The following is a 25114-nucleotide window of genomic DNA, read 5'->3' as shown; positions in this document are numbered from 1 at the left end:
TAACCTTCTTATTGTGCTACTACTACTTTAGGAAAACGTATTATTTTATCACCTAATTTGTAGCCTGCTTGCACTACATCCACTATTCTGCCTTTATACTCAGGCGATGGTGCAGGAATGAGCGTAATTGCCTCGTGAATTTCACTGTCGAATACATCGTTTGGAGCAACGTCCATACGCTCTAAACCTTTAGATTTTAGTGTATTGATAAGTTTGTTGTAGATGAGTTTCACCCCTTGTAGCGTTTTCTCATCTGCTGTTTTAGAGAGTTCTACCAAAGCACGGTCAAAATCATCTACTATAGGCAACATAGCTGACAAAATGTCCTTTCCTGCAGTAGCGATTAACTCCTCACGTTCCTTAATAGTTCTACGGCGGTAGTTGTCAAACTCGGCAAACAAACGCAAATAGCGATCTCTTTCCTTGTTGAAATACTCATCCGTTTTTTCAGGTTCGTTGGGGTCTTTATACATAATCTGCTCTTCATCAGTAGGTTCTGAAGTATGAGCAGGTTCATCTTCTAATGGAGGCTGTTCAATAGGTTCTTCCTCTACTGGAACAGGATCTTCCTCTACCGGAGGTTGCTCTATAGGCGCTTCTTCCTCTGTTTCAGGCTCTTCTTCCTCTTCTTCAGGTTCTTCTTCCTCTTCTTCAGGTTCTTCTTCCTCTTCTTCAGGTTCTTCTTCCGGCTCTTCTTCTTCTTCGGAGTCTTCTTCTTCTCCTGCTTCAGGCTCTTCCTCTTCTTCTTCTGTTTCAGGTTCTTCTTCTTCTTCAAAAGAGTCGTCGTCGTCTTCTAAGTCAAAAGGCATCTCGTCCTCATCGGAGTCGTAAAAGTCCTCATCTTCAGGAATTTCTACTGTTTCGTACATATCCTCTTCAGGAGTGTAATCCACAGGGTCTTGTTCAAATTCAAAATCGTCTTTGTTAATATCTTCAGTACTCATAATGATTCTTATTAGATTTATTTCGTATTTCGATAGCAAACAATTTGCCATTTACAAAAACAGTGCCATTTTGGCAGTTTGAGCCACTCGTACAATTGCTTACCTCCACTCTACCCTACTGCCGTACGATTGTATTTCCTTTACAAAATCGGGAGTAATTTTCAAATGCAGTTTGAGCACAATTTCATTGTCAGTTTCACTTATCACTTCTTGCGAAGAGTGCAAAGGCATCGCTTTGAGGTATTCAGCGGGGTTAGGCACAAAAGGCGAGTCGGTAGGTAACTTTTTAAAGGCGAGCACCACCTCTTCAGCTTGTGTACGATCGTTGTCCACCCACGCCCCAAAACTATCGTCAAAAAAGTGCTCTACGCCCTCCGGTACAGGATGCTGAAACTTCACCCCCCGCTCATCGTCTAAGTGCTTAATTCTATCCAAGCCAAACACCCGCAACGCTTCTTTCTCTACATCCCACGCTAATACATACCAACGCCTTTGCGCTTCTTTCAGCAAATAAGGCTCTATCGTGCGCACCACCGGCTGTTTGTTTTTATCCCAAAACTTATAGTAATGCAACGCTACCTGCCGCTTTTCTTTGATAGCCCTAAGCAGCGGCGACAAATATTCCGTACCCGCAGGCAATCGCTTTTCAAACTGAATAACCTCAGAAAGATTGCCATAATTCTGCAACGCTCTAAACACATCAAACGCTTCTAATAAATTCTGAGTATAGAGGTCGTTATCTTCTGTGATTTCGTATTCATTAGTAGACCTATTACATTTGATTTCTATATTATAAACCTCTCTAATAACGTGAATATCGCGTTGCAATGTACGTTGTAAAAGTTCTCCTCCTTCAACGTTATCTTCACTATCTTTCCAAGTAGCGTTTAACTCAATGAGTTTTTGAGGTCTCCGACGCAACTGCTCAATAATAAAACGGTGTTTTAAAAACGTTTTTGCTAAACTCATATTCAATTTTTTTTACAAAACTACAAAGATTTTTTTAAAACGACAAGTTAGAGCCTATGCAGGTATTAATTTTGCCCCCGAAATAAAAAAACAAGGCAAAAGGACGTACTTATCATTTTATTTTGTATATTTGCTGGCAGAAACTCATAAAACATATTTTATAGTAAAAACCAGATAAACACAAAATAAACATATTAGTAGCGTTTCGCTTTTATTTTCTAAGCTCGAAATACGACCAATTTTTCAATAGTGTACAGAAAGTAAAGACGGAAGCGTTCGCGTATGCGGGCGTTCCTTTTGCTTTACACTATGCCTTTGGTCGGGCAACGAGCTAAGTAAAACGGGATGCCCGCAAACTATTTTTGTAAAACATTGGGGAAGCCGAAAACCATATAGAGTAGGCACTCACTAAAAACTATATTTAATTATGAGAAGAGAAAATGTTGAAAAAGAAGAAGTTAAAGAAGGTGCTGGATGTTTACCATTTATTGTATTTATAATCATAGTACTATTTTTAACATTTATGTGGATATCTGTTGATATCTTTGGATTATTTCAGGAATAATTATCTTAACAAAATAAATTATGAATTTATTAAGCAAAGCCCAAAATCAACTAAAAGAAATTAATGCAAAAGACATTAAACTTCTTTTAAAAAATCGTTACCCAAATGAGTATTCTAAAATGCTTATTGACGACAATGCTATCGTAAAAAGAAAAGACTACTATGCCTCTCAGTTAGAATACACAAAAGCTGAAAGGAAGTTTAACACACTTGTTTTCCCTTTAGAGGAAAAATACGAAAATCAGTTTCGTGTATTTACAGACGGAGCCGAGCGCTTTCAAGAGCAAGCTGTTGTCAAAGACGAATCTCTTCTTAAGAACTTCAAAAATCTTGAACACGCAAAAGTTGAAGAACAAACAGTGAATACTCACTTAGACCTATCCTTATTCCCTTTTGATATAGAAAGAGATAGTTTTGCCCAAAAACAACCTATTTTCTTTTTCCCTAAACAAACTTTCAGCGAAGCTTGCCCCGATTGCAATGGGTATAAATACGTTACTTGTAAAGATAAAGAATGTAAAGGGCGACACGAATGGAAATGCAACAAATGCAACGGAAGTGGAGAAGTAGCTTGCCCAAGATGTAATGGCAGTGGAAAAAATCGTTGCTCAAGATGCGATGGAAAAGGACGAACAGAAAAAACTGAGTATAGAAATGGGAAACCTTATACAATAAGAGAACAGTGTAGTAGATGTGCAGGTAATGGTGAGATTCCTTGTTCTAAATGTAAGTGCTCTGGTAAAGTAAGATGTGATAAATGTGGAGGTGATGGCATTATTACTTGTGAACATTGTTATGGCGACCCTCATAGAAGAGGTATGATTGATTGCCCTCGTTGCCATACTGCTGGACGTATAGCACAAATAAAGTACTTAACCACCAAAATAAGTAATCACAAATCTGACTTATCTACAGAAATAGGAAGTACTACTACTGTTGTAAAAAGAGAAGCCATTCATAAACACGTATCGCTAAAAAGCCAAAATGAGCTGATTTATGAGAACATCAATGGCTCAATAAAAAAACTTACTGACAGTATTAGCAAAACTTTGTTAATTAAACACGAGGAAAACTCAAAACTTTCAGAAGTAAACTATCCTCTTCTGCTAAAAGCATACATCAACTATCAAGTAATTCCTATAGTAGAAATAGAGTACAAACATTTCTTAACCAACGAAATACATAAACTCATCATTATTGATTTTTGGGACAATCCTGAATTGGTAATGCCTACTAATGCTGAAAAGGTCTCGCTTGATATAAAAAGCGCCTTTAAGTATATCAGTAATACTTTTTCTAAATGGTTTAACACCGAAGCCTATAAAAAGAAAGAAGACAAACGAAAAGAAATCAAGTTGATGATATACCTCATAAAAGCCGACGGTGTGATTGCTGAGGAAGAAAAGCAATTTTTATCATCAAAAATTACTTCTTTGGCTAACTTCACTAATTCAGAGAAAAAAGAGTTTTTTAAACTGATGAATGCTAAAACCTTACCAAAATTAACTAATAAGGATGTAGCGTTCAGCAGTGAAGAAACTAAGCTGGAGGTAATAAAAACATTAGAAAAAATCGCTAATTCCGATGGTGATTTTGACATTTCAGAACAAATGCTAATTGAAGAAATTAAAAAACTATAAAAAACTTAAATTATATGTATACACAGCATTTTAAAGAGGCAGTAGCCTACTGTAAAGCCAACAATCTATTTGTAGGGTATGGCAACCCTAATGGTAAAGTTTTAGTAATCGGCAAAGAAGCTGCACACATTCCCCAAAAAGAGACTACCGAGAATTTAGAAAAGAAGAAAGAAGAACTCTTCCAAAGTAATGTATCTCAATGGGAACACATACTCTCTACCAATGAAGTACCTAACTACGATGGTCAGCGCCCCATCTCTCACGAAAATCCCTTATATGCTTATGGCAATCAGTTTAACAAAAGGGATATAAGGAAAGAAGGAAAACCTTACAATGGTGGTACAAGTAGCACCTATTTAAACTACGAAAAGCTCTACGAACAGCTATTTTTACAGGGAGAAAAACTTGAGAAAATCAACTTTCTAAAGGAGTTTTTCATCACCGAGTTCAGCGACTACCCTACTAAAGAAAGCTATAAAAAGGAGGATATAGAAGCCCTTAGAAAACAGTCTATAGAAGAGCGTAAACCTCTCTTTGCAATGTCTTTCTTTAAAGATTTTCCTATTGTAATTGTAGCAGCTGGTAATTATCCAAGCTGTTACCACATTAATTTAGAACAAACTTTTGATATCGTTTTTCAAAAGGAAATAAAAGTAGGAAGAGACCGCTATTTCTTACACTTTAGTAAGGATAACAAACGTATTCTTATCCACACCCGACAATTAAGCAATAGCTTTTCTCGAGAACTAATACCTGCTATTGTTAAAGAAACTAAAAAGTTTTTAAAGTAGAAATTAATCTTAAAACCATTAGAAAATGAGTGATAGTATCAGAACAAAAGAAGAAATGTTTGATAGTCTAATAAAGATTATCAAATCAAAAAGGTTTAAAAGAAAATTAGCTAAACTCAACGACAATTTTTTTAACCTAAAACAAGAGATTCAAATTAGGAACTTGTTAGTAGAGCTTTTCAATAGAGATTTCAAGGGAGAAGAAAGAGCTATTGCAGAATATCGGGTTCCTAATAAAAAAGCTTCCAATAAAAATATTCGCATAGACTTAGCCCTAAAAAATAAAAATGAAGAAATACTAATTGAGTTAAAATACCATTTTGCAAATGATCCTCAAATAAGAGAAGAATCACTTAGAAACTATTTTGAAAAAAGAATAGAATGCAACTATTTAATCTCAATTATTTGTAATGGTAAAGAAAAAACACGGAATGCTTATGAGGCAGATTGGGGAATTAAAACCATGTTTGGTAGCAGATATTCCGAAGATTCTCAATGGAAAGAACTTCTTGAAAAACAGTTCAAATCTTTAGAATCTGAAAGTAATTATCTTGAGCCTATTGAAATCACCGTAGAAAATCCTTTCAAAACCACTTATCACTTCTTTATCTTAGAAAGAAAACAATAAAACTTCCTAAAAAACAAAAAAAAAGAGGCTGTCCGAAAAGTCTAAAAATCGCTTTTGCATCATAAACTTTGTCAAAGTCCCAAAACTTTGACAAAGTCTATGACCCTGATAATCAATCACTTTTAGAGTATATTATGTAGGAAAGTCAGCGATAGCTAAGTATGTGCTGCAACACCTACACAAATAAAACCTTTCGGACAGCCTCAGCCGTTAAAATTCCGCATACTACCTATTCCCATACAAAAAAGCAAATAATCCATTTATTTTTGTATCTTTGCCCAAACTCCCTGAATTTTAGCAGCTTTTTCATTCAAATAATTTCTGAGTATTTATGTTTTTAAGAAAATACAGTCACAATATATACAAAGCACAAGTAGTGTTATTTCTGGTATTTATATTTCTAACTGCTGTATATTACAACTATCCACAAGCACATCGCTTTTTCAATAGAATGTGGTATGAAAATTTTTCTTTCAGTTTTGATTATCTATTTTCAGCTATAATGACAGTATTGTTCGCTTGTTTTTTTTGGATAATATTAGTGTATCCTTTCATTCTTCTATTTTCTATATTTTTTATGAAAATGGGATGGAAAAAGATAATTGTATTGCTAATTCTCTCTCTAATAAGCTTTTTTTGTGAATTTTCTCTATACACCATACCCAATCAACGAATGTTTAAGGAGAGGAGAAAACAAAATCCCAATGAAATTCCCACTGAGCAAACTCAAAAAGTAAATGACAATTACCAAATTCGATTACAAAATTTGCGTCACAACACTTTGCCAAAGTTTTAATTGCTTGTCGTGCTACGACCTTTGGCAAAGTTGATTAAGACTTTTAATTCACCGTCAGGTAAAAATTCGTGAGATAATACAAAGCAAAGAGTTCTATACACCCCCAATTTCGTGAAAATTCGTGTTTCACATACCCAGCTGCGCCAGCTCGCTGGCTTTGTGGGAGCTTATCTCTATAAATTACCCCTATTTAGCCTCACAATCCACAAAACCCAGCAGCGCCAGCCGCCAATCCCTCCGCACCATCTTATGTTAATTCTTACTTGTCAATTGTTAATTGAATTAGCTCTTCACATTAATTTTTTTTGATTTCCACTAAAAAATCATTACCTTTGTCAGCATATTAGCTTTTAAATTCCTAAACAGATGAGATTTTACTTGTTACTAATCGCTTTTTCATTCTTTTTTTGCTCTACCCAACAACAGAAAAGCAACAAAAATACCATAGAGAAAGCACAAAAATCCAATGAAAATGAAATTCTGAAAATTAAATATTTTTATGTGAAACCTGACATTCCTATAAATGTTGGTAAAGTAGCATTAGAGAGAGTTGAAATTACTAAAAATAGATATTTAATCTATAAAGAAAATTATAATGAGGGCGTTCAGCTTAAAAATTCTATTATAGTGGATATCCCTTTCAATGCAGATAGTCTTTTTTCATCAATACCTGAAGCATTTCTCAATAATGCTAAAGTATATCCTTTTCTAAATTTTAAAAATAGTTATAATCGCAGCTATGAACGTTTCCTTCTTTTTAGGCAGAAAGATACTATTGTATGGAATATTAAATACCAACTGCTCCCTGAAGATTTCGTTTTCTACAAGAATTTTAAAGAATTCCGATTGGAACAATTAAGAAATAAGAGAATTAAATAAACTCCCTAAAGATGAAAAAAATCATTATACTAATTTTAATAATTGCGGTGGCTTGCCGTAATTCTCAACAAAATAATAAAGCAGACGCGCCTCTTGAGGAGCAAGTTCCGCTAAATGAGGATATCATCTCTGAAGAAAATCCTCAGGAAAATACTCCTGAAATAAATCTGGATTACCAAGCATTTATAGAAAATAAAAATGATACAACCAATATAAATAGAAAAGAGTTATATAAAATCTTTAAATATGATGAGTTTTATCCCAGAGAGGGCTATTATCAAATTCCGTATTATGGTTGTCCTTACAAAGGGAATGAATTAGGAAATGCGAATGTCATTCTAATTCCCAAGACAAAAAGGTTTGATACCTATGCCATTACATCTAAATGCAGTGATAATGAGCCTTGTTGGGAAAAAGTAAGACAAGAAATATCATCGTTATCGATAGAAGAGCTCAACCAGCATTTCAATGCAGTTATCTTCATTATAGGTAAAAAATATTTGAAATACACGCCACATTTAGAGACTTCTTATAATCCTAAATATCCTTATAAGGAAGATGCTTATGTTTTAGAAAATGGAAAATGGTCGATAAGAAAAACATATACTATTACAGATGAAATAGAACAAGAAATCCATAGATTACAGGATAAATATATCGATAGTTTAGTAGAAGAGTATCGATTTCGGGAATAAATTTATAGTCAATCAGAATTAGTTTGCAAAATTTGCGTCACAACACTTTGTCAAAGTCCTCTGCCTGTGCGGCTCGCACCTTTGCCAAAGTTTTAATTGCTTGTCGTGCTACGACCTTTGGCAAAGTCTATGATTTTAAATCTTTTATTAGAAAATAAAGAAAATGAAAACAAGGTATTTTTTAGTAAGCTGTATATTTTTCATATTATTTTCTTGTAGAGCACAAGAAAATAACAATAGTATAACAAGATACTTCAATAAAGAAGAAAAAATCTATTTTGATATCTCTGATAAAATACCTATGTCATCTTATATGATTCCAAAAGTAGGACATTTTACAATTTATTATATACCAAGATTAAAATCAGATATTGATTATTTGAAGAATTTTGAGAAAAATAACCAACTAAAGCCATTATATAATGAATTGTATGATTACCACTATTTTTCAGACACTGATAATAAGAAAATTGACAAAATACTGAAAGAAAAGATAAAAAATGAGAAAAACTGGGGGATAATAGGTTTTTTTGTACCTATGAAATATGTAAGTGTAGATAGTGATGATGAATTTAGCATCTCATTCCCTTTTATAGGAAAATATTATCAAAAGAAGAGTGGAAAATGGCAGTTTCTATTTGAAAAGAAGGTAAAAAATGCGGAAGACGACTCTCTCTTATCAAGTAAAAAATATATAAATTCTCTTTTATCAGAAAAATAAATAAAATGAAAAATATAAAGAAATTATTAAACAGATGGTTTTGTTATACATTAGTGCTGCTATGTAGCACAATGTATGCGCAACCTTGTACATTCAAAGATGTCATAGAGAGAACAACACATAATGTACCTTATGAAAAATACAACATTCATCTTGATATGTTGCAAGTTTTGAATGGTAAAAAAGATAATTTTTTAGGATTCATAGGGGTAAATCGCAAACGCTTGCGCATCACTTTCACTTCCATAAAGAAGAGTGAAGAAAACAAAGATGTATATGAGGTAGAAGGTTTTAGCACTGTGATGAATAAAAACAAACGAACTTTCAAAGGGACTTTCTCTTTGCAGTCTCATTACAAATTTACTGAACCTACTTTTGAAGAACCTCTTAAAAATGGAGATATCGAGGGGTTTTCTACTTTTTCATACCAATTAGCAGAAGATGAAAAACTTTCCGCAACAGGTATTTTTAAAGGAGAAATGCTTGTTCTTTGGTATAAGAGAATAAATAAAAACCCCATATATTCTAATATATTCTTTTATACTGATGGTGAAAGAAATTATCAATTTTTTGGCACTTGGACGAGTTATACCACTAAAAAAACTTCGGTAGCCTCTTGGGGAGTATATCGTATTCCTTGCTCAGGTGATTTTGATGAAGGAGTAGGTGATTTTATCCCTAATCCCAAATATTGGCAATATGGTTGGGAAGAGTTTAGGTATTAAAAAGAATTGAAAATAAAATGAAAAAAATACTATTAATACTATTTATTTGCTGTACGCTCCAATGCAGGGCACAGCATAAGGAGCTTTCCATAAGTGAATCCGATAAAGATTTATTAGAGTTTTTATATAAGAATTCTAATAAAGTTAAGGAGGCACCTAGTTACTATTTTGATGAGTTGTGGAATTGGGATTCAGATAATGCTACTCTAAAGCAAAAAATGAAGATATTGTTCAAAAACGACAAAAATCTCAATCAAAAATTAAAGGAATTAGAGGAAGCTCGTATTTCCCTATATGAATATGCTTTAGAAGATGTTAAAGATGAATATCAAGAATATCATTATGTTGATGGACCTCGATTTTCTTTTCTTGTAGACAAGGGGAATTTAGAAGTAAAAAAAATCATATTAAAAATTCTCAAAGACCCTAAAATATCAAAATCTGACAAGGAAAGGATTGAAGTATACTTAAAGGCTTATCCTCTCTATTACATTTCAGACCCAGATGGCTATACCAACGTGAGAGAAGACAAGAGTGCTTCATCTAAAATTTTAGGCACAGTAAAATCGGGTGAAAAAATAGAGGTACTAGATACCACAGGAAATTGGTGGCAAGTAATGACAAAAGACAATGAAATAGGCTATATTCACAAGAGTAGAATAAAAAAGAGGTAAAATCTCCTATGAGAAATACAAAAAAGTCATAGTATAAAATATGAAGAAATTATTGTTCCCCGCACTAAACAGATGGTTTTGTTATACATTAGTGCTGCTATGTAGCGCAATGTATGCGCAACCTTGTACATTCAAAGATGTTATAGAGAGAACAACAGATAATGTACCCTATGAAAAATACAACATTCATCTTGATATGTTGCAAGTTTTAAATGGTAAAAAAGATAACTTTTTAGGATTCATAGGGGTAAATCGCAAACGCTTGCGCATCACTTTCACCTCCATAAAGAAGAGTGAAGAAAACAAAGATGTATATGAAGTAGAGGGTTTTAGCACTGTGATGAACAAAAACAAACGAACTTTCAAAGGGACTTTCTCTTTACTTTCTCATTACAGACTTACAGCACCCGCTTTTGATGGGGATGAGCCTCTAAAAAAGGGAGAAGCAGAAGGCTTTTCTACTTTTTCATATACGCTAAAAGAAGACGAGAATCTTACAGCTACTGGTATTTTTAAGGGAGAAATGCTTGTTCTTTGGTATAAGGGAATAAATAAAAAACCTGTATATACTGAGCTATTTGTTCAGAGTGATGGAAGTAGAAATTACCAATTTTTTGGCACTTGGACAAGTTATAAAACTAAAAAAACTTCGGTAGCCTCTTGGGGAGAATATCGTATTCCCTGCTCTGGAGATTTTGATGGAGGTGATGGAACATTCTATCCAGATTCTAAATATTGGCAATATGGTTGGGAGGAATTTAGGTATTGAAGAAAAAATGAAAAACACCTTGATTAACATAATTAAAATAGCTATCTATCTACTCTCTATGTTTTTTATAGTGGGTTTTACTCTTGTTTACTTTTATATGGATAGGGATGTTCGCGATGCAACAATAGAAATATATGTATATGATGAAAAACATAATCCCATAACGAATTGTGAGTTTCTGTTAGAGAATACATCCTATAAAGAAGGTGAAACAACCTACACCATTAGAACGAACAACAAGGGGTATTTTAAAATATTTCTTGAGAATAGCGCAAGCATATCAATATACTCAACCAATAGTCACACTTTTCTTTACTCTCAGGAAATCACTCAAAAAAGCACCAATTGCACCATCTTCTACAATCAATTATGAATCATATAATCAACAAAATAATTAAGATTTCTTTCTTCTTCTGTATCATTTTTCTTGTGATAGTAGCAGCCTATAGTTATTATTTATTTGTATATGAAGCCCCTTGCGGAAGAACTATAGAGGGGACAGTATATGATAAACAGAAGAATATTATAAAAAATTATAAACTTTCTATTGAATATATAGAAACCACTTCTGACACTATAAAGTACGACGTTAAAACCAATGACAAAGGTTATTATAAACTTTTCTTTAAAGGAGATTGCAGAGTGAGAATATCAGCTCCTAACATACAACCTACTATCTACCATCTTTCATGTGGAAAACAACCCAACAGAAAAATAAAAAAAGACTTTTTCATTGAGCCCATCCAAGAAAGATAGAGTTTCTCTCTATATCACAGTACGTAACAACTCTTCTTTAACAACACATCTGGAATATTAGTACACCTCTGAAACATTAGCGATTACCTTATAATTTCAAAAAAGAAAAAGATTCCTGTTTTATAGTCAATAACTAACTCTATTAAATGAAGTATCTTTTCTGTTAAGTAGTCTGTATTACTGGCTTCTTCTATCCTAAAATAGTTACCTTTTGTATCTTCAACTATTTGAATAGATGTTTCTTCTGGATTTTTATATATCCTTTAGTTTTTTGTTTAATTGTATATAACATCTATTGATTTTTATACTGTTTAGATGTACTAATGAATCTTCTCAAATCTCCGCGCAAGAGTGTTACTTGTGTTCTATTTCTCCCCAATTCACTGGTGTGGTCACACAACCTATACATTTCATAGCCCACAAGAAATATGCCACCAGATTTTTCCTACTCTATACCTACTCAAAAGTATAAAATACTATAAAGCCTTTTGACAAAAAAGCGCAACTTAAACATTAAATAAAAAAGAGCAACTCTATATCAGAATTGCTCTTTATAAGAAGGCGGCGACATACTCTCCCACAACAAGTGTAGTACCATCTGCGCTAAAAGGTTTAACTGCTCTGTTCGGAATGGTAAGAGGTGAGACCTTTGACTATAACCACCTTAAACTTTTTAGGTGTCAGGGGTTAGGGGGTAGGTTTCAGGGTAATCCCTGATGCCTATAACCTAATACCTGTAACCTTATATTTTTAACATATAGGGATAAAAAACATATTTTTTCAATTGACAATTGACAATTAATAATTAACAATTGTTGTGACTAACATTTTTGTAAAAACGAATGCTACGCGAAAAGTCTACGGGTGATTAGTATTACTCGGCTATGATGTTACCACCGTTACACCTGTAACCTATCAACGTGGTGATCTCCCACGACCCTTAAAAGAAATCTCATCTTGTGGCGGGTTTCGTACTTATATGCCTTCAGCACTTATCCCATCCGCACTTAGCTACTCTGCTATGCCCTTGGCAAGACAACAGATACACCAGTGGTGCGTCCAACTCGGTCCTCTCGTACTAGAGTCAGATCCACGCAAATTTCTAACGCCCACAGTAGATAGAGACCGAACTGTCTCACGACGTTCTGAACCCAGCTCGCGTGCCACTTTAATGGGCGAACAGCCCAACCCTTGGGACCTTCTCCAGCCCCAGGATGTGACGAGCCGACATCGAGGTGCCAAACCCCCCCGTCGATGTGAGCTCTTGGGGGAGATCAGCCTGTTATCCCCGGCGTACCTTTTATCCTTTGAGCGATGGCCCTTCCATACGGAACCACCGGATCACTATGCTCTACTTTCGTACCTGATCGACTTGTGGGTCTCTCAGTCAAGCTCCCTTATGCCATTGCACTCTTCGCACGGTTACCAAGCGTGCTGAGGGAACCTTTAGAAGCCTCCGTTACTCTTTTGGAGGCGACCACCCCAGTCAAACTACCCTCCACGAATTGTCCCCTGCACTCTGCAGGGTTAGACCTCAGATAAGCAAAGGGTGGTATTTCAACAATGACTCCACAACTACCGGAATAGCCGCTTCGCAGTCTCCCACCTATCCTACGCATCACTTATCCAAGACCAATACGAAGATATAGTAAAGGTGCACAGGGTCTTTTCGTCCCACTGCGGGTAATCGGCATCTTCACCGATACTACAATTTCACCGAGCTCATGGCCGAGACAGTGTCCAAATCGTTACACCATTCGTGCAGGTCGGAACTTACCCGACAAGGAATTTCGCTACCTTAGGACCGTTATAGTTACGGCCGCCGTTTACTGGGGCTTCAATTCAAACCTTCGTGTTGCCACTAAGCTCTCCTCTTAACCTTCCAGCACCGGGCAGGTGTCAGACCCTATACCTCATCTTTCGATTTTGCAGAGTCCTGTGTTTTTGATAAACAGTCGCTTGGACCTTTTCACTGCGGCCTATCGCTTGATAGGCGACCTTTCTCCCGAAGTTACAGGTCTATTTTGCCTAGTTCCTTAGCCATGAATCTCTCGAGCGCCTTAGAATTCTCATCCCAATCACCTGTGTCGGTTTACGGTACGGGCATTAATCTTCGCTTTTCTTGGAAACGTTGTCACCACTCTATCACCTCGGCCGAAGCTTCAGTGTACTATCAAAGCTATAACTGCTCCTTTAACGTACTATTCCGTCAGTACGCGGTAGTTATCTCGTTCCGTCACTTTTATTAGATTAATGGTACAGGAATATTAACCTGTTGTACATCCACTTCCCCTGCTCGGGTGCGCGTTAGTCCCCGACTAACCCTCAGCTGATTAGCATAGCTGAGGAAACCTTGATCTTTCGGCGGGCAGGTTTCTCGCCTGCCTTATCGTTACTTATGCCTACATTTTCTTTTCTATCAGCTCCACTATGGCTCACGCCTTTAGCTTCCACGCCTATAGAATGCTCCCCTACCGGTAGGTACTTATGTACTACCCCATAGCTTCGGTAATATGCTTATGCCCGTTTATTATCCATGCCCAACCGCTCGACTAGTGAGCTGTTACGCACTCTTTAAATGTATGGCTGCTTCCAAGCCAACATCCTAGCTGTCAGTGCAGTCAGACCGCGTTTGGTCAACTTAGCATATATTTGGGGACCTTAGCTGATGGTCCGGGTTCTTTCCCTTTAGGATATGGACCTTAGCACCCATACCCTCACTGCTGATGAGCATTTAATAGCATTCGGAGTTTGTCAGGAATTGGTAGGCGATGAAACCCCCGCATCCAATCAGTAGCTCTACCTCTATTAAACTCACACCAACGCTGCACCTAAATGCATTTCGGGGAGTACGAGCTATTTCCCAGTTTGATTGGCCTTTCACCCCTACCCTCAGGTCATCCGAAGTCTTTTCAACGACAACCAGTTCGGTCCTCCACGCTGTGTTACCAGCGCTTCAACCTGCCCAAGGGTAGATCACCAGGTTTCGCGTCTACTACTACCAACTATTTGCGCCCTTTTCAGACTCTCTTTCGATGCGGATTCGTATCTGAAATACTTATCCTCGCTGGTAACAGTAACTCGTAGGCTCATTATGCAAAAGGCACGCTGTCACAGCCTAAAGCTGCTCCAACCGCTTGTAAGCGTATGGTTTCAGGGGCTATTTCACTCCGTTATTCACGGTTCTTTTCACCTTTCCCTCACGGTACTAGTTCACTATCGGTCTCTCAGGAGTATTTAGCCTTACCGGATGGTCCCGGCAGATTCAGTCAAGGTTCCACGTGCCCCGACCTACTCAGGATTCCCTTAAGGTTTATATCGCTGTGCCTATACGAGACTTTCACTCTCTATGGTGTGTCTTTCCAAACACTTCTAATCCAGCTCTACAACCTATATCAGGGTCCTACTACCCCCGCATTGCCGTAACAATACGGGTTTGGGCTGTTCCCATTTCGCTCGCCACTACTTTGGGAATCACTTTTGTTTTCTTCTCCTCCGCCTACTAAGATGTTTCAGTTCAGCGGGTTTGCTCACCTTTACGGTGTAGTACATCTTCAATGTACTGGGTTGCCCCATTCGGATATTTGCGTATCATCTCGTATGTGCCAATACACGCAACTTTTCGCAGCTTATCACGTCCTTCTTCGCCTCTGAGAGCCTAGGCATCCCCATACGCCCTTACATAACTTTTCGCGCTTGTAGTTTTATTCAATTAACAATTATCTATTATCAATTAAATAAATACCTCGTTCTCTTTGATTCTTTTTAATATTTTTCGTTAGATTATCAATAATCTATTATTGATCTCTTATGCTTTTTATCCCAATATGTCAATGTACGTTTGTTGTGGAGAATAAGGGATTCGAACCCTTGACCCCCTGCGTGCAAGGCAGGTGCTCTAGCCAGCTGAGCTAATTCCCCGTGCTTAATGACGAGTTACGAATTACGAATTACGATTTACGCTATTCGTCTCTCTTCAGCTCCTAGAATTTCCTTCTTTAGCTTGTAGTCCCAGGCAGACTCGAACTGCCGACCTCTACATTATCAGTGTAGCGCTCTAACCAGCTGAGCTATGAGACTTTGTTCTAATTAGCAAATTTGTAAATTAGCAAATTTGCAAATTTTATTTTGTTGTCAGCAAGATTTAAAGAATCAATTAATAATTAATAATTAACAATTAATATTCTTCCTTTTGTCTTTAAATTTCGGTTTTCTCTAGAAAGGAGGTGTTCCAGCCGCACCTTCCGGTACGGCTACCTTGTTACGACTTAGCCCCAGTCACTAGTTTTACCCTAAACAGCTCCTCGCGGTGACCGTCTTCAGGTACTCCCAGCTTCCATGGCTTGACGGGCGGTGTGTACAAGGCCCGGGAACGTATTCACCGGATCATGGCTGATATCCGATTACTAGCGATTCCAGCTTCACGGAGTCGAGTTGCAGACTCCGATCCGAACTGTGACCGTCTTTATAGATTCGCGCCTGCTCACGCAGTGGCTGCTCTCTGTAACGGCCATTGTAGCACGTGTGTAGCCCAAGATGTAAGGGCCGTGATGATTTGACGTCATCCCCACCTTCCTCACGGTTTGCACCGGCAGTCCCATTAGAGGGCTCGACTCGACTCGTTAGCAACTAATGGCAGGGGTTGCGCTCGTTATAGGACTTAACCTGACACCTCACGGCACGAGCTGACGACAACCATGCAGCACCTTGAAAACTGTCCGAAGAAAAAGGTATCTCTACCCCTGTCAGTCTCCATTTAAACCTTGGTAAGGTTCCTCGCGTATCATCGAATTAAACCACATGCTCCACCGCTTGTGCGGGCCCCCGTCAATTCCTTTGAGTTTCATTCTTGCGAACGTACTCCCCAGGTGGGATACTTATCACTTTCGCTTAGCCACTCAAACTCGCGTCCAAACAGCTAGTATCCATCGTTTACAGCGTGGACTACCAGGGTATCTAATCCTGTTCGCTCCCCACGCTTTCGTCCATCAGCGTCAATCAATTGTTAGTAATATGCCTTCGCTATCGGTGTTCTGTGTAATCTCTAAGCATTTCACCGCTACACTACACATTCCAACTACTTCACAACTATTCAAGACTAACAGTTTCAAAGGCAGTTGCTCAGTTGAGCTGAACGATTTCACCCCTGACTTATTAGCCCGCCTACGGACCCTTTAAACCCAATGATTCCGGATAACGCTCGCATCCTCCGTATTACCGCGGCTGCTGGCACGGAGTTAGCCGATGCTTATTCGTAAGGTACCGTCATCAAAGTACACGTACCCCTTATTCTTCCCTTACAAAAGCAGTTTACAACCCATAAGGCCGTCATCCTGCACGCGGCATGGCTGGATCAGTCTTCCGACCATTGTCCAATATTCCTCACTGCTGCCTCCCGTAGGAGTCTGGTCCGTATCTCAGTACCAGTGTGGGGGACATCCCTCTCAGAACCCCTATCTATCGTCGCCTTGGGGAGCCGTTACCTCTCCAACTAGCTAATAGAACGCATACTCATCTTTTACCGCCGTAGCTTTAATAAGTGCACGATGCCGTGCTCTTATACCATAGGGTATTAATCCAAATTTCTTCGGGCTATCCCCCGGATAAAAGGCAGATTGTATACGCGTTACGCACCCGTGCGCCGGTCTTAGCCCGAAGGCTTCTCCCTCGACTTGCATGTGTTAGGCCTGCCGCTAGCGTTCATCCTGAGCCAGGATCAAACTCTTCATCGTTAAATTCTTTTATTTCTTTAACCGATTCGTTTTTTTGTAGCGGACGTATAGCATACGCCCCTACGAATTGACTTCAGGTTTCACTCGATTCTTTAAATCTTTTTTGTGCTGTACAACATTATGTCAATGTACGTGTTGTTTCTTGTTTTGAGACCGTGTTTTGTCTCATTTGCGGGTGCAAAGGTACGGCGTTTTTTTAAACTAGCAAATTTTTTGTGAACTTTTTTTATGATTTTTTTAATTTATTTTTTAAGTGGTTGAGAATCAATAGAGATTTACAAGAGAATCTCGGTGAGACTCCGAGGTGTCGGAGGGGTGCGAGCTGTGCGGGCGGGGATGGGGTGGGAGCGGTGGGAGAGAAACTCGGAGGGACTGGGAGAAACTCGGAGGGAATGGGAGGGGTGAGAGTTTTTTTCGGGGGGGTGGGGGGACAGGAATATGAATTGCAAGGGTGGGGCGGATTTTTGGGAGAGAATCTCGGAGGGACTAGGAGAAACTCGGAGGGAATGGGAGGGGTGAGAGTTTTTTTCGGGGGGGATGTGAGTGATGGGAGTGGTGGGAGGCGGTGGGAACTGTGGGGGTTAGAGAAAAAGAGGGTGGTGGTGGGATTTGGTGATGGGATTGGGTGGTTGGGGAAATTAATTTACTAAGGTGATGTAAAGTAATCTGCCGCCTTCGTCGTTTGAGAGCTTTATTTTTTTCTCATTGGTGAGTTCTACCATTGTACCAATGGGAATGGGTTTGTTTTCGGTAACGTCTTTCATATCGGGAAGGGATTGATTGACGAGTACCCATCTGTTTTGGTAAAAGGTGAAATAACCTACAGGCTTTTTGTCGTCGTTAGTGAGATTCTCGTTGCGGATGAGCTTGCGCGATACGTGCCACTTGAAAAGGTATTGGTTGTGGTATATCATCAGGCGATGGTTTTCGGGCTTCCACACATTGTTGCCGGCATTGTAATACAAGTCGGCGATAGGAAGGCTGCCACGGTGAGGGGTACCACAAAACGGACACTTAGGGCGAGCGGTATTATCGAATACATACCACTTTTGTGTACAACTTGGATTGCTGCAAGGTTGTATCAAATCTACAGTTTTAAGCAGGGCTGTTTCCCACTCGTTAGCAATAGGGCGTAACATTGGGTTGTGCAATCCGTCGATGAAAGCGCGATTGAAGAGTTCGGTGAGGTAGGGTCCTGTAACGGTATAAGGCAATTTGGCGGGGTCACCCCAAAAAGCGTCCCACTTGCGCAACTGGTCGGGTTTTACGCGATTGGTGGCATCGGTGGGGTGTTCTATAAAGAGAGCCTTCTCCCCCATCGCCAACAACTCGTCTTTTTCGGCATCTAAATCCCATACTTTGCTACCTTTGAGCGGGTGGCGTCGCAAGAGATACATATATATAAGTACTGCCAAAGCGTGCAAGTCTGTTTTTTGGTTAGGCAGTGCACGTTTAGGATCTTTGAAGTCTAAATGTTTGGTGCTAAGCACTTCGGGGGCTATAAAATCGGCGGTACCGATGACCTCTGGAGGAAACATTCCAGGTACTACCAAACCATCTAAGTCGATGATATTTGCTGATTTGGTTACGGGGTCGATGAGGATATTGTTGTAAGAGAGGTCGGAATGGGCGAGCCCCATTTGGTGCATTTTCTTAATGCCACGACAGATATTGATAGCGATTTGGAAATAGCTAAGCCAATCGCCTAACTCTGAAGGATCTAAGCAAAGGGGATACTGAGGGTCGCGAAAGGAAGGGGTAGTGAACCACTTACCTTTTTTTTCTTCGCCTTTGAGTCCGTCGTCGGCAATACGTCCTTTGGCAAAAAAGAATTTACGGTCGTAGATAGGGACAATCACGCCTGTTTTACCGTCTTTTTCGACGGCATCGTAAGGCCAGCGAAAAATCTCGTTGAGAAAATAATCGGGGGCATTACCTTTTTTGATATTCTCTAAATACAGAGAGACGATGCGCTTGATGCGTTCTTTTTGGTTAAAATCTAAGGGTTCACGGAAGAAAGCTACCACATAACGACGATCGGGAGAGAAGTACACATCTTTCACTCCCCCACGTTTGGGGTTGCCATCATCTACATATTGGTAGGATTTGGAAGTATCTATAATTGATTTTACAGTGATTGTATTCATCATTATTTATTTTTTACTCCCACGAATCTCACGAATTTTCACGAATTTGGGAGTGTATAAAATTCTTTGTATTGTTATATTTCACGAATTTTCACCTGACGGTGAATTATGACAATCAGTGCTTTGTTATATGGAACTGGTGTTCATTATGACTTCTTTATTTAATTTGTTAAGAGAAAGTGCCCACGAATCTCACGAATTTTCACGAAATTAGGTCTGCATAAAACTCTTTGTATTGTTATATTTCACGAATTTTCACCTGACGGTGAATTATTTTGTAAATATATTGTGTTATATTGCTGTAAATCAATTTTCTGCTATATCGAACTGACATAAAACTAGTAAATAATCGCGAGGGTTCTATCGTCGGAATTGCCTTTGCTCCAGAAGTCGAGCCACTGAAGGAGCTGCTGGTCTATTTGGTTATCGTTTTGGAAATCGACTTGACAATGGTCGTCGTTCTCTCCATTGAGGTCGGCTAAGAAATTATTCCAACATTCTATTTTAGTAAGGTTGTTTTCGACTACAAACTTAGGGTCGTAGATACCGTCGGTCATTAGGAACAGTTTAGAAAAATCGTTAAAGCGATGAATGCCAAAGCGTTTACCGACGGGTATTTCGGCATCGTTAGAATAAATCTCGGGCATAGTGATGAAACGTGTACCTCCGCCAAATTCACCTATATCTAATAGGTTGAGTAATTGCACTTCGGTTTGTGCTTCGTTTAGAATACAAATAGGGCAATCGCCTACACCAAAGGTGAGTAGCACATAGCCAAAATCGTACTTCTTGGCCAAGGTAAAAATAAGTGTTGTATGGAGGTCTTTCAGCGCAATTTCTTCGGCGTTAGCAAAATCTTCTAAATAACGGAAGAGTTCCCGGAGCTTGCGATAAATGGCATTTACAATATTGCTCTTATGTGTGAGGTCTTCGGCTACTGCGAAATAAGCAACCACCTCTTGGTCGATTGTATTTAGAAAATCGCTATCATTAAAACTATCACAAATAAAACGAGTGGCAATTTCGGAGCCTTTGCGAGCAAACTTAGCTGAGCCTGCACCATCGGCGACGGCTATCACTTGCCAATCGTTAGGCAAAGGTAAAGTGTAGAAATCGTCGTCGCGAGCGCCTCCTTGGTGAGCGTGTGACCTGCCACGTTTAGAAGCAACTACGAGTTTTTTGTCTAAGAAAGAAGCTTTTAGGGTAGCTTCTTCGGTTTTGTAGAAACGCGCTTCTTTATCCAAAGGAATATCTTGCCAAAGGTCTTTAGGGTCGGGGTTGATGATGAAAGGCACTCGCTTTACACGTTCGATCAAATCGGGGTCTTGAGTGCAATAGAAATGAATTTCCAACTCGGTACTCGCTGCCATCGTAGGTTTTCCTATAATAGTGTGTGTATCGGGGGAGAAAATGAGCCCCAATTCTTCTAAAGGACTGATATGAGTGATGTGTATATGCGGAAATTCCTCTAAATTAAAGCTAAAATTATAGTCTTTTTTAGCATTGGCATTGGCAATTGGCAAATGAGCATCTAAAAAAGATTCAATTTCGTAATATATATGGTATTTTTCTTTCACTTCTTCTTGTAGTTGATGCGCTAAACTGCTAATTTTTTCGGACTGAGAGAGTATAGAGAGCACTTTGGCTTCTACACGTGGATTGGGTTGCCCATTAGGGTGTTCCCCTTTGATGATGGTTTGTATAATTTCGTCCATTAGCCTAAGGTTCTATTGATGTCAAAATCTTCATCGGACATAGTGTAGTTAGCCACTGAGCCACACCACGGACAGCTGTTCTCGCCTTCGCCAGAGATACAGTGCACGCCTCCACAAGAGCAGGTTGCCAAAGCGTAGGCATTGCCACAACAAGGGCAAGAAGGGTTGCCCATCAGCTCATCCGACGACACTTTGAGGGCATAGTTCGTTTCGTTAGAGAATTCTTTATAACTATTCTCGTCTATTTTATAAGCTCCTTGCAGCATATAGATACGAGTTTGCATTCCGTAGATGCCCGAACTTCGAGAGCTTTTTTGGAATTTGATAAGATATTGTTTTTGGGTATTAGAGCACTTACCGCGAATGACCACGAAGTTTTCATCGGGGACATCGTGGCGCTTAGTGAGGTCGATACTTTCGATGAGGTGATGATCGGGTTTGGCGAGCTTGATAGCATCGGTATTGGTGTTGTTCACCTGCTCGCTGGTGGTTTTAATAGAAGCGGTAATCCACTTAAAAAACTCTTTGTAAGCAGCTGCATTGGTATTGTTGAACTGCAAGACTTGATCGGTGAGTTGCCCTAAGAGGTTGTAGTTTGTGTTCTCACCCAACGAAATCACCACTAAGTTTGCTTTACGGCGGTAATGAGTATTCCAACGTTCGATAGCTTGGGCGGGGTCGTCGGTAGGGATACCATCGGTGAAAAGGAAAATGAGAGGTTTCCAATCGCCTTTGCGTTCGAGGGTAGTTTTGACTACTTCGCGGTCGATAGCGTTCATCAGTTCGTTGAGCCCGCTGGCAAGGGAAGTGCCTCCGCCGATAGGAATTTTAGGTGGGTAGAAAGTGATGATATCCTGCAAAGGCGTAATGACCTTACTTTTCCCAGCAAAGCCAATGATAGAGAGCCAAACGGTTTCGAGCGCAAAGGGGTCGGCTTTGAGTTCTTTGATGATTGTAGCCATACCATCTTGCACGTGTTCTATGGGGTCACCGACCATTGATTCGGAGACGTCGAGGAGGAAATAAATGGGGAGTCTGCGCATTTTTTTAGATAAGAGTTATTGACAGTTTTTTTGGTAGTCTTGAATCACTTCAATAAGTCCTTCTTTTGTGAAGGTGTTATATTTTGTTGGATCCATAGAGGGGCAATTTAGGTATTTAGTGAGCAAACGTTGTATTTTTTCAGGTTTTTTAGTGCGGAAAATTCCTTTTTCACCTAAATAAATAGCTTTGTCATTACCTTTTACTTTCAGTAAATAATCATCGGGATAGGCGATGTGATTCAATACGTAATTTCCATCTTTTTCATATAGAATTTCAAAGAACTGATAGGTATAAGGGTCGGCGAAGCTACTGCTTTTCATATAATCGTTTTCGAGAGGTTCTACTCCTAAATAACAATGACCTTCAGCACAGAATTTCACTTTGTCATCAGCGTTAAAAGTAATAACATTACCTGCTTGGTCTTTTAGTTTAAGAAGTCTTCCGAGTGTAGATCTATCGGGGAGAGTAGCGCCCATTCTTTTTTCAATTGACTCAAATTCGATGGTCAAAGCACCTTCTTTTTTCTCATTGTTTTTATCGATTACATAGCCAGCTACATTGTATAAATTCATTGAACCAACTTTAGCTTCTTCTCTTTTTTCATTGTATTTTCTTTTAGCTTCTTGTTTTTTAGCTTCTAAAAACTGTTCAAAAGCTACAGTCATATCGCCAAATGGATAACCATTAGCATATAAACGTTGTACAATACGTTTAGCTAAAGGGTCATAGCCAGGAGCTTTATCAGGTTGTGGTTCTATAAGTTTTGACAATATGCTAAACTCTTTTTGGTCATAAGTTTTTATGATGTAAAAGCCATCAGCTTTTGCTTCATATTCTAAAGAAGCAACCTGACCTCCGTTTTCATCGGTTACAGTATATTTGTAGGCAACAGGTTTGTTCATAAAATTATCCATTTTGGAAACTTTTGCAGAAATAGTTCCTATTTTATTGCCGTCCTTAAGTATATTGTTTTGTTCTATTCTTAATTTATCGGCATTTGCTAACTCTTGTTCTGTTCTGGTAGCTTCGCGTTCTTCTTCGTAAATAGCGTCCCATCTATCAGAGAAAGGCTGGTCTTGAGAAGCGAAAAACTGATTAATAAACTGGTTATTTGCTCCTTTTAGAGGGAGTAATTCAGGGATTGTTTTTAAGATAGCATCTGTAACATACTTTTCTATTGAAAAAGTAAGTTTAAAGGAGTAAGGGAGAGATATTTCTCTTACATTGTTGTTAGCACCTTTAAAGCGCAACCATCTCTCGGGAGTGCTGTTGCCAGAAACTGTAGCATAAGGGGCTTCGGCAGTAAACAAGAAATTGCCTGACAAATCGGAATAGCTAACCACTTTATCCTTACTGCTTATTTTTGCGATAGGAGTACCATCGATGAGTAATTCTCCTTTTTTTATTTTTATATCTTGAGCTAATGCCTTTGTTATCAAAAAGAAAACTCCGATGCTGAATAAAATTATTTTTTTCATATTTATGTAGTTTTATTAATTTTGTAATGTTACTTAACGTAAGTTTTTTTAGATAGATTTAGTTTGCTACTATTTTAATTTCTGTACAATAGTCGTAGTTATTAGATTTCATAAAGGTAAAGAAATAATCTTGCCATTTTTTTATAGAAGTTCCTTTTGGAGAGTCTACTCTGCAATTTAGAAGTTTGAGAGCTTCAACACCTACCATAACAGGCTGACTTGTTCCTTTTACATAGACATTTGAACGATTAACAACAAGTGTTTTTTCTGCAATTATTTGACTATTTGATTCAATAGAGCACCCTCCTTCTATGGTAAGATCCTTTATTACATTGATATTTCTTATTAGATATGCTTCTGTAAATAAATTGAGGGTACCATTTCCTGTAATTTTTAAACTTCCATTAAGTACCGCAATAGCAGAATGATTTTTAGAATAGATTTTATTATTCTCTTGTAGTACAATGGTAAGATCAGCGGATTTTTTTTCTGTTTGAGAAATACCATCTGTATCCTCTGTAACTTTAATAGAGGCTCCATTGAGAATAAGAATACGTTTTTTGGGTTTATAGCGAATAACACCAGATTCAAGAGCTGGGAAGTTCTCAGAGGTAATCTTCCAATAATTGGTAGCTGTAAGTTGTTTATTACCTATATAGATGCCATAATCACCTGTGGGGATATTTTCCATAGGGAAAGGGTCGTCATCATAAGATTCCTTGTACTCATCTCTTTCATAAAACTTTGCTTCCCAGTTTTTATCAGTTAATAGGTCTAACACCTGTTTGTTAATTTTATTTGCTTCGGAAGTACCTTCTTTAAAAGATTGCAGAAAGATAGTAGCCTTGTTGTTAATTTCTTTTTTAGGAATATTTTGGGCAATTGCAAGCATAGCTTCTTCTTTAATTTGGTTGTTATTGATCCAAACTTCAGAGAGAGCAATATTCTTACTAAGATCTAAGTGTGCGAGTTCATTTCTTTCAAGAGATAAGGTTTTCAAAGCTGGAGAATGAGAGAGATCAATATTTTTTATCTTAACTTTGTTTGCTATAAAATGGGTAAAGTTTCCATAGAAAGTTACCACCGCACTTTTGAAAGTATAGTTTTTAGGGGAATTAGTAAACACTTGGGTTTGCTCATCGTCATCCTGAAGGCCGTTGTTATTGAGGTCTACCCATCCTTTACCGATAGCATTTATCTCAATCTGTGCACTTGTGGATTGGGTGTAGAAAGTGATGTAGTGCTGTTCTTTTTGGTTGATATTAGGATTGATTGCCCATCCTAAATCAAGAATTTTAACCTCAGGATTAGGTTTGGGGTCTGGTTTAGGATCTGGTTTAGGAGTAGGCTCGTTGTTATCACTACCTTTAGAGCAAGCTACCAATGTAACAGTTGCTATAAGTAGGAGGAATATTTTTTTGATAAGACCAAGAGTTTTCATTTGAT

General features: G+C 38.3%; 18 protein-coding genes, 2 tRNA genes and 3 rRNA genes. 11 read left to right on the top strand and 12 right to left on the bottom strand.

All coding sequences use genetic code 11. The annotated features are described in order from the left end of the window. Positions 1–8 precede the first annotated feature (8 nt). A complete protein-coding gene (locus tag CBG49_RS16355) occupies positions 9–473 on the bottom strand; it encodes a nucleotide exchange factor GrpE (RefSeq protein ID WP_335582329.1) in 465 nt (154 codons plus the stop codon). Positions 474–1043: 570 nt separating this feature from the next. Continuing rightward, positions 1044–1913 carry a helix-turn-helix transcriptional regulator gene (locus CBG49_RS15925; RefSeq protein WP_193433078.1) on the bottom strand — a complete coding sequence of 290 codons (870 nt, stop codon included), beginning with the start codon at positions 1911–1913 and terminating at the stop codon, positions 1044–1046. Between the two features lie 427 nt (positions 1914–2340). On the opposite strand from CBG49_RS15925, the gene CBG49_RS15755 reads away from it, so the two are divergent. The 11 genes from CBG49_RS15755 (at position 2341) to CBG49_RS05450 (ending at position 11552) form a co-directional block, all read left to right on the top strand. Further along, complete coding sequence (locus tag CBG49_RS15755; RefSeq protein ID WP_009414072.1) at positions 2341–2478, top strand: hypothetical protein; 138 nt, start codon at positions 2341–2343, stop codon at positions 2476–2478. 20 nt (positions 2479–2498) lie between these two features. Next, on the top strand, positions 2499–4118 hold the full coding sequence (locus tag CBG49_RS05505) for a TerB family tellurite resistance protein (RefSeq protein WP_088593706.1): 1620 nt from the start codon (positions 2499–2501) through the stop codon (positions 4116–4118). Positions 4119–4132: 14 nt separating this feature from the next. Further along, the gene (locus CBG49_RS05500; RefSeq protein ID WP_088593705.1) at positions 4133–4909 is read left to right on the top strand and encodes a hypothetical protein; all 777 of its coding nucleotides are present in this window, start codon (positions 4133–4135) and stop codon (positions 4907–4909) included. Positions 4910–4934: 25 nt separating this feature from the next. Then, entirely contained in the window at positions 4935–5537 is a 603-nt protein-coding gene (locus CBG49_RS05495) for a hypothetical protein (RefSeq protein WP_088593704.1), read from the top strand. A 1162-nt stretch (positions 5538–6699) separates the two neighbouring features. Then, complete coding sequence (locus CBG49_RS05485; RefSeq protein ID WP_088593702.1) at positions 6700–7212, top strand: hypothetical protein; 513 nt, start codon at positions 6700–6702, stop codon at positions 7210–7212. 11 nt (positions 7213–7223) lie between these two features. After that, complete coding sequence (locus CBG49_RS05480) at positions 7224–7907, top strand: hypothetical protein (protein WP_227002967.1); 684 nt, start codon at positions 7224–7226, stop codon at positions 7905–7907. 163 nt (positions 7908–8070) lie between these two features. Continuing rightward, positions 8071–8628, top strand: coding sequence for a hypothetical protein (locus CBG49_RS05475; protein ID WP_088593701.1), 558 nt, complete (start codon positions 8071–8073; stop codon positions 8626–8628). Between the two features lie 5 nt (positions 8629–8633). After that, on the top strand, positions 8634–9353 hold the full coding sequence (locus CBG49_RS05470) for a hypothetical protein (RefSeq protein WP_227002966.1): 720 nt from the start codon (positions 8634–8636) through the stop codon (positions 9351–9353). A 17-nt stretch (positions 9354–9370) separates the two neighbouring features. Beyond that, entirely contained in the window at positions 9371–10027 is a 657-nt protein-coding gene (locus tag CBG49_RS05465) for an SH3 domain-containing protein (protein WP_088593699.1), read from the top strand. Positions 10028–10067: 40 nt separating this feature from the next. Further along, a complete protein-coding gene (locus CBG49_RS05460) occupies positions 10068–10796 on the top strand; it encodes a hypothetical protein (RefSeq protein WP_227002965.1) in 729 nt (242 codons plus the stop codon). A 369-nt stretch (positions 10797–11165) separates the two neighbouring features. Then, positions 11166–11552: a carboxypeptidase-like regulatory domain-containing protein gene (locus CBG49_RS05450; RefSeq protein ID WP_088593696.1), complete on the top strand. Its 387-nt coding sequence runs from the start codon at positions 11166–11168 to the stop codon at positions 11550–11552. A gap of 556 nt (positions 11553–12108) precedes the next feature. Here the strand turns inward: CBG49_RS05450 and rrf are convergent. From rrf to CBG49_RS05395, 10 genes are all read right to left on the bottom strand, one after another. Continuing rightward, positions 12109–12219: ribosomal RNA gene (gene rrf / locus CBG49_RS05445) — 5S ribosomal RNA — on the bottom strand. A gap of 181 nt (positions 12220–12400) precedes the next feature. Next, positions 12401–15245, bottom strand: a 23S ribosomal RNA gene (locus tag CBG49_RS05440). A gap of 154 nt (positions 15246–15399) precedes the next feature. Beyond that, positions 15400–15473: transfer RNA gene (locus CBG49_RS05435), tRNA-Ala, on the bottom strand. 85 nt (positions 15474–15558) lie between these two features. After that, positions 15559–15632 (bottom strand) — tRNA-Ile (locus CBG49_RS05430). Between the two features lie 139 nt (positions 15633–15771). Continuing rightward, positions 15772–17284: ribosomal RNA gene (locus tag CBG49_RS05425) — 16S ribosomal RNA — on the bottom strand. The 16S, 23S and 5S rRNA genes sit together here with 2 tRNA genes alongside, the layout of an rRNA operon. 638 nt (positions 17285–17922) lie before the next feature. Further along, entirely contained in the window at positions 17923–19431 is a 1509-nt protein-coding gene (locus tag CBG49_RS05415; protein ID WP_088595267.1) for a helix-hairpin-helix domain-containing protein, read from the bottom strand. A gap of 338 nt (positions 19432–19769) precedes the next feature. Further along, positions 19770–21146 carry a PP2C family serine/threonine-protein phosphatase gene (locus CBG49_RS05410; protein ID WP_088593694.1) on the bottom strand — a complete coding sequence of 459 codons (1377 nt, stop codon included), beginning with the start codon at positions 21144–21146 and terminating at the stop codon, positions 19770–19772. After that, positions 21146–22189: a TerY-C metal binding domain-containing protein gene (locus CBG49_RS05405; RefSeq protein WP_088593693.1), complete on the bottom strand. Its 1044-nt coding sequence runs from the start codon at positions 22187–22189 to the stop codon at positions 21146–21148. The genes CBG49_RS05410 and CBG49_RS05405 overlap by 1 nt, the downstream gene beginning before the upstream one ends. Before the next feature lie 15 nt (positions 22190–22204). Beyond that, entirely contained in the window at positions 22205–23668 is a 1464-nt protein-coding gene (locus CBG49_RS05400) for a hypothetical protein (RefSeq protein ID WP_088593692.1), read from the bottom strand. A gap of 58 nt (positions 23669–23726) precedes the next feature. Beyond that, a complete protein-coding gene (locus CBG49_RS05395) occupies positions 23727–25109 on the bottom strand; it encodes a hypothetical protein (protein ID WP_088593691.1) in 1383 nt (460 codons plus the stop codon). Between the last annotated feature and the right edge of the window lie 5 nt (positions 25110–25114).

Origin of the sequence: Capnocytophaga endodontalis (genome assembly GCF_002209445.1) — a bacterium.
Taxonomy (GTDB): Bacteria; Bacteroidota; Bacteroidia; order Flavobacteriales; family Flavobacteriaceae; genus Capnocytophaga; species Capnocytophaga periodontitidis.
This window is presented reverse-complemented; position numbering and strand designations above follow the sequence as displayed.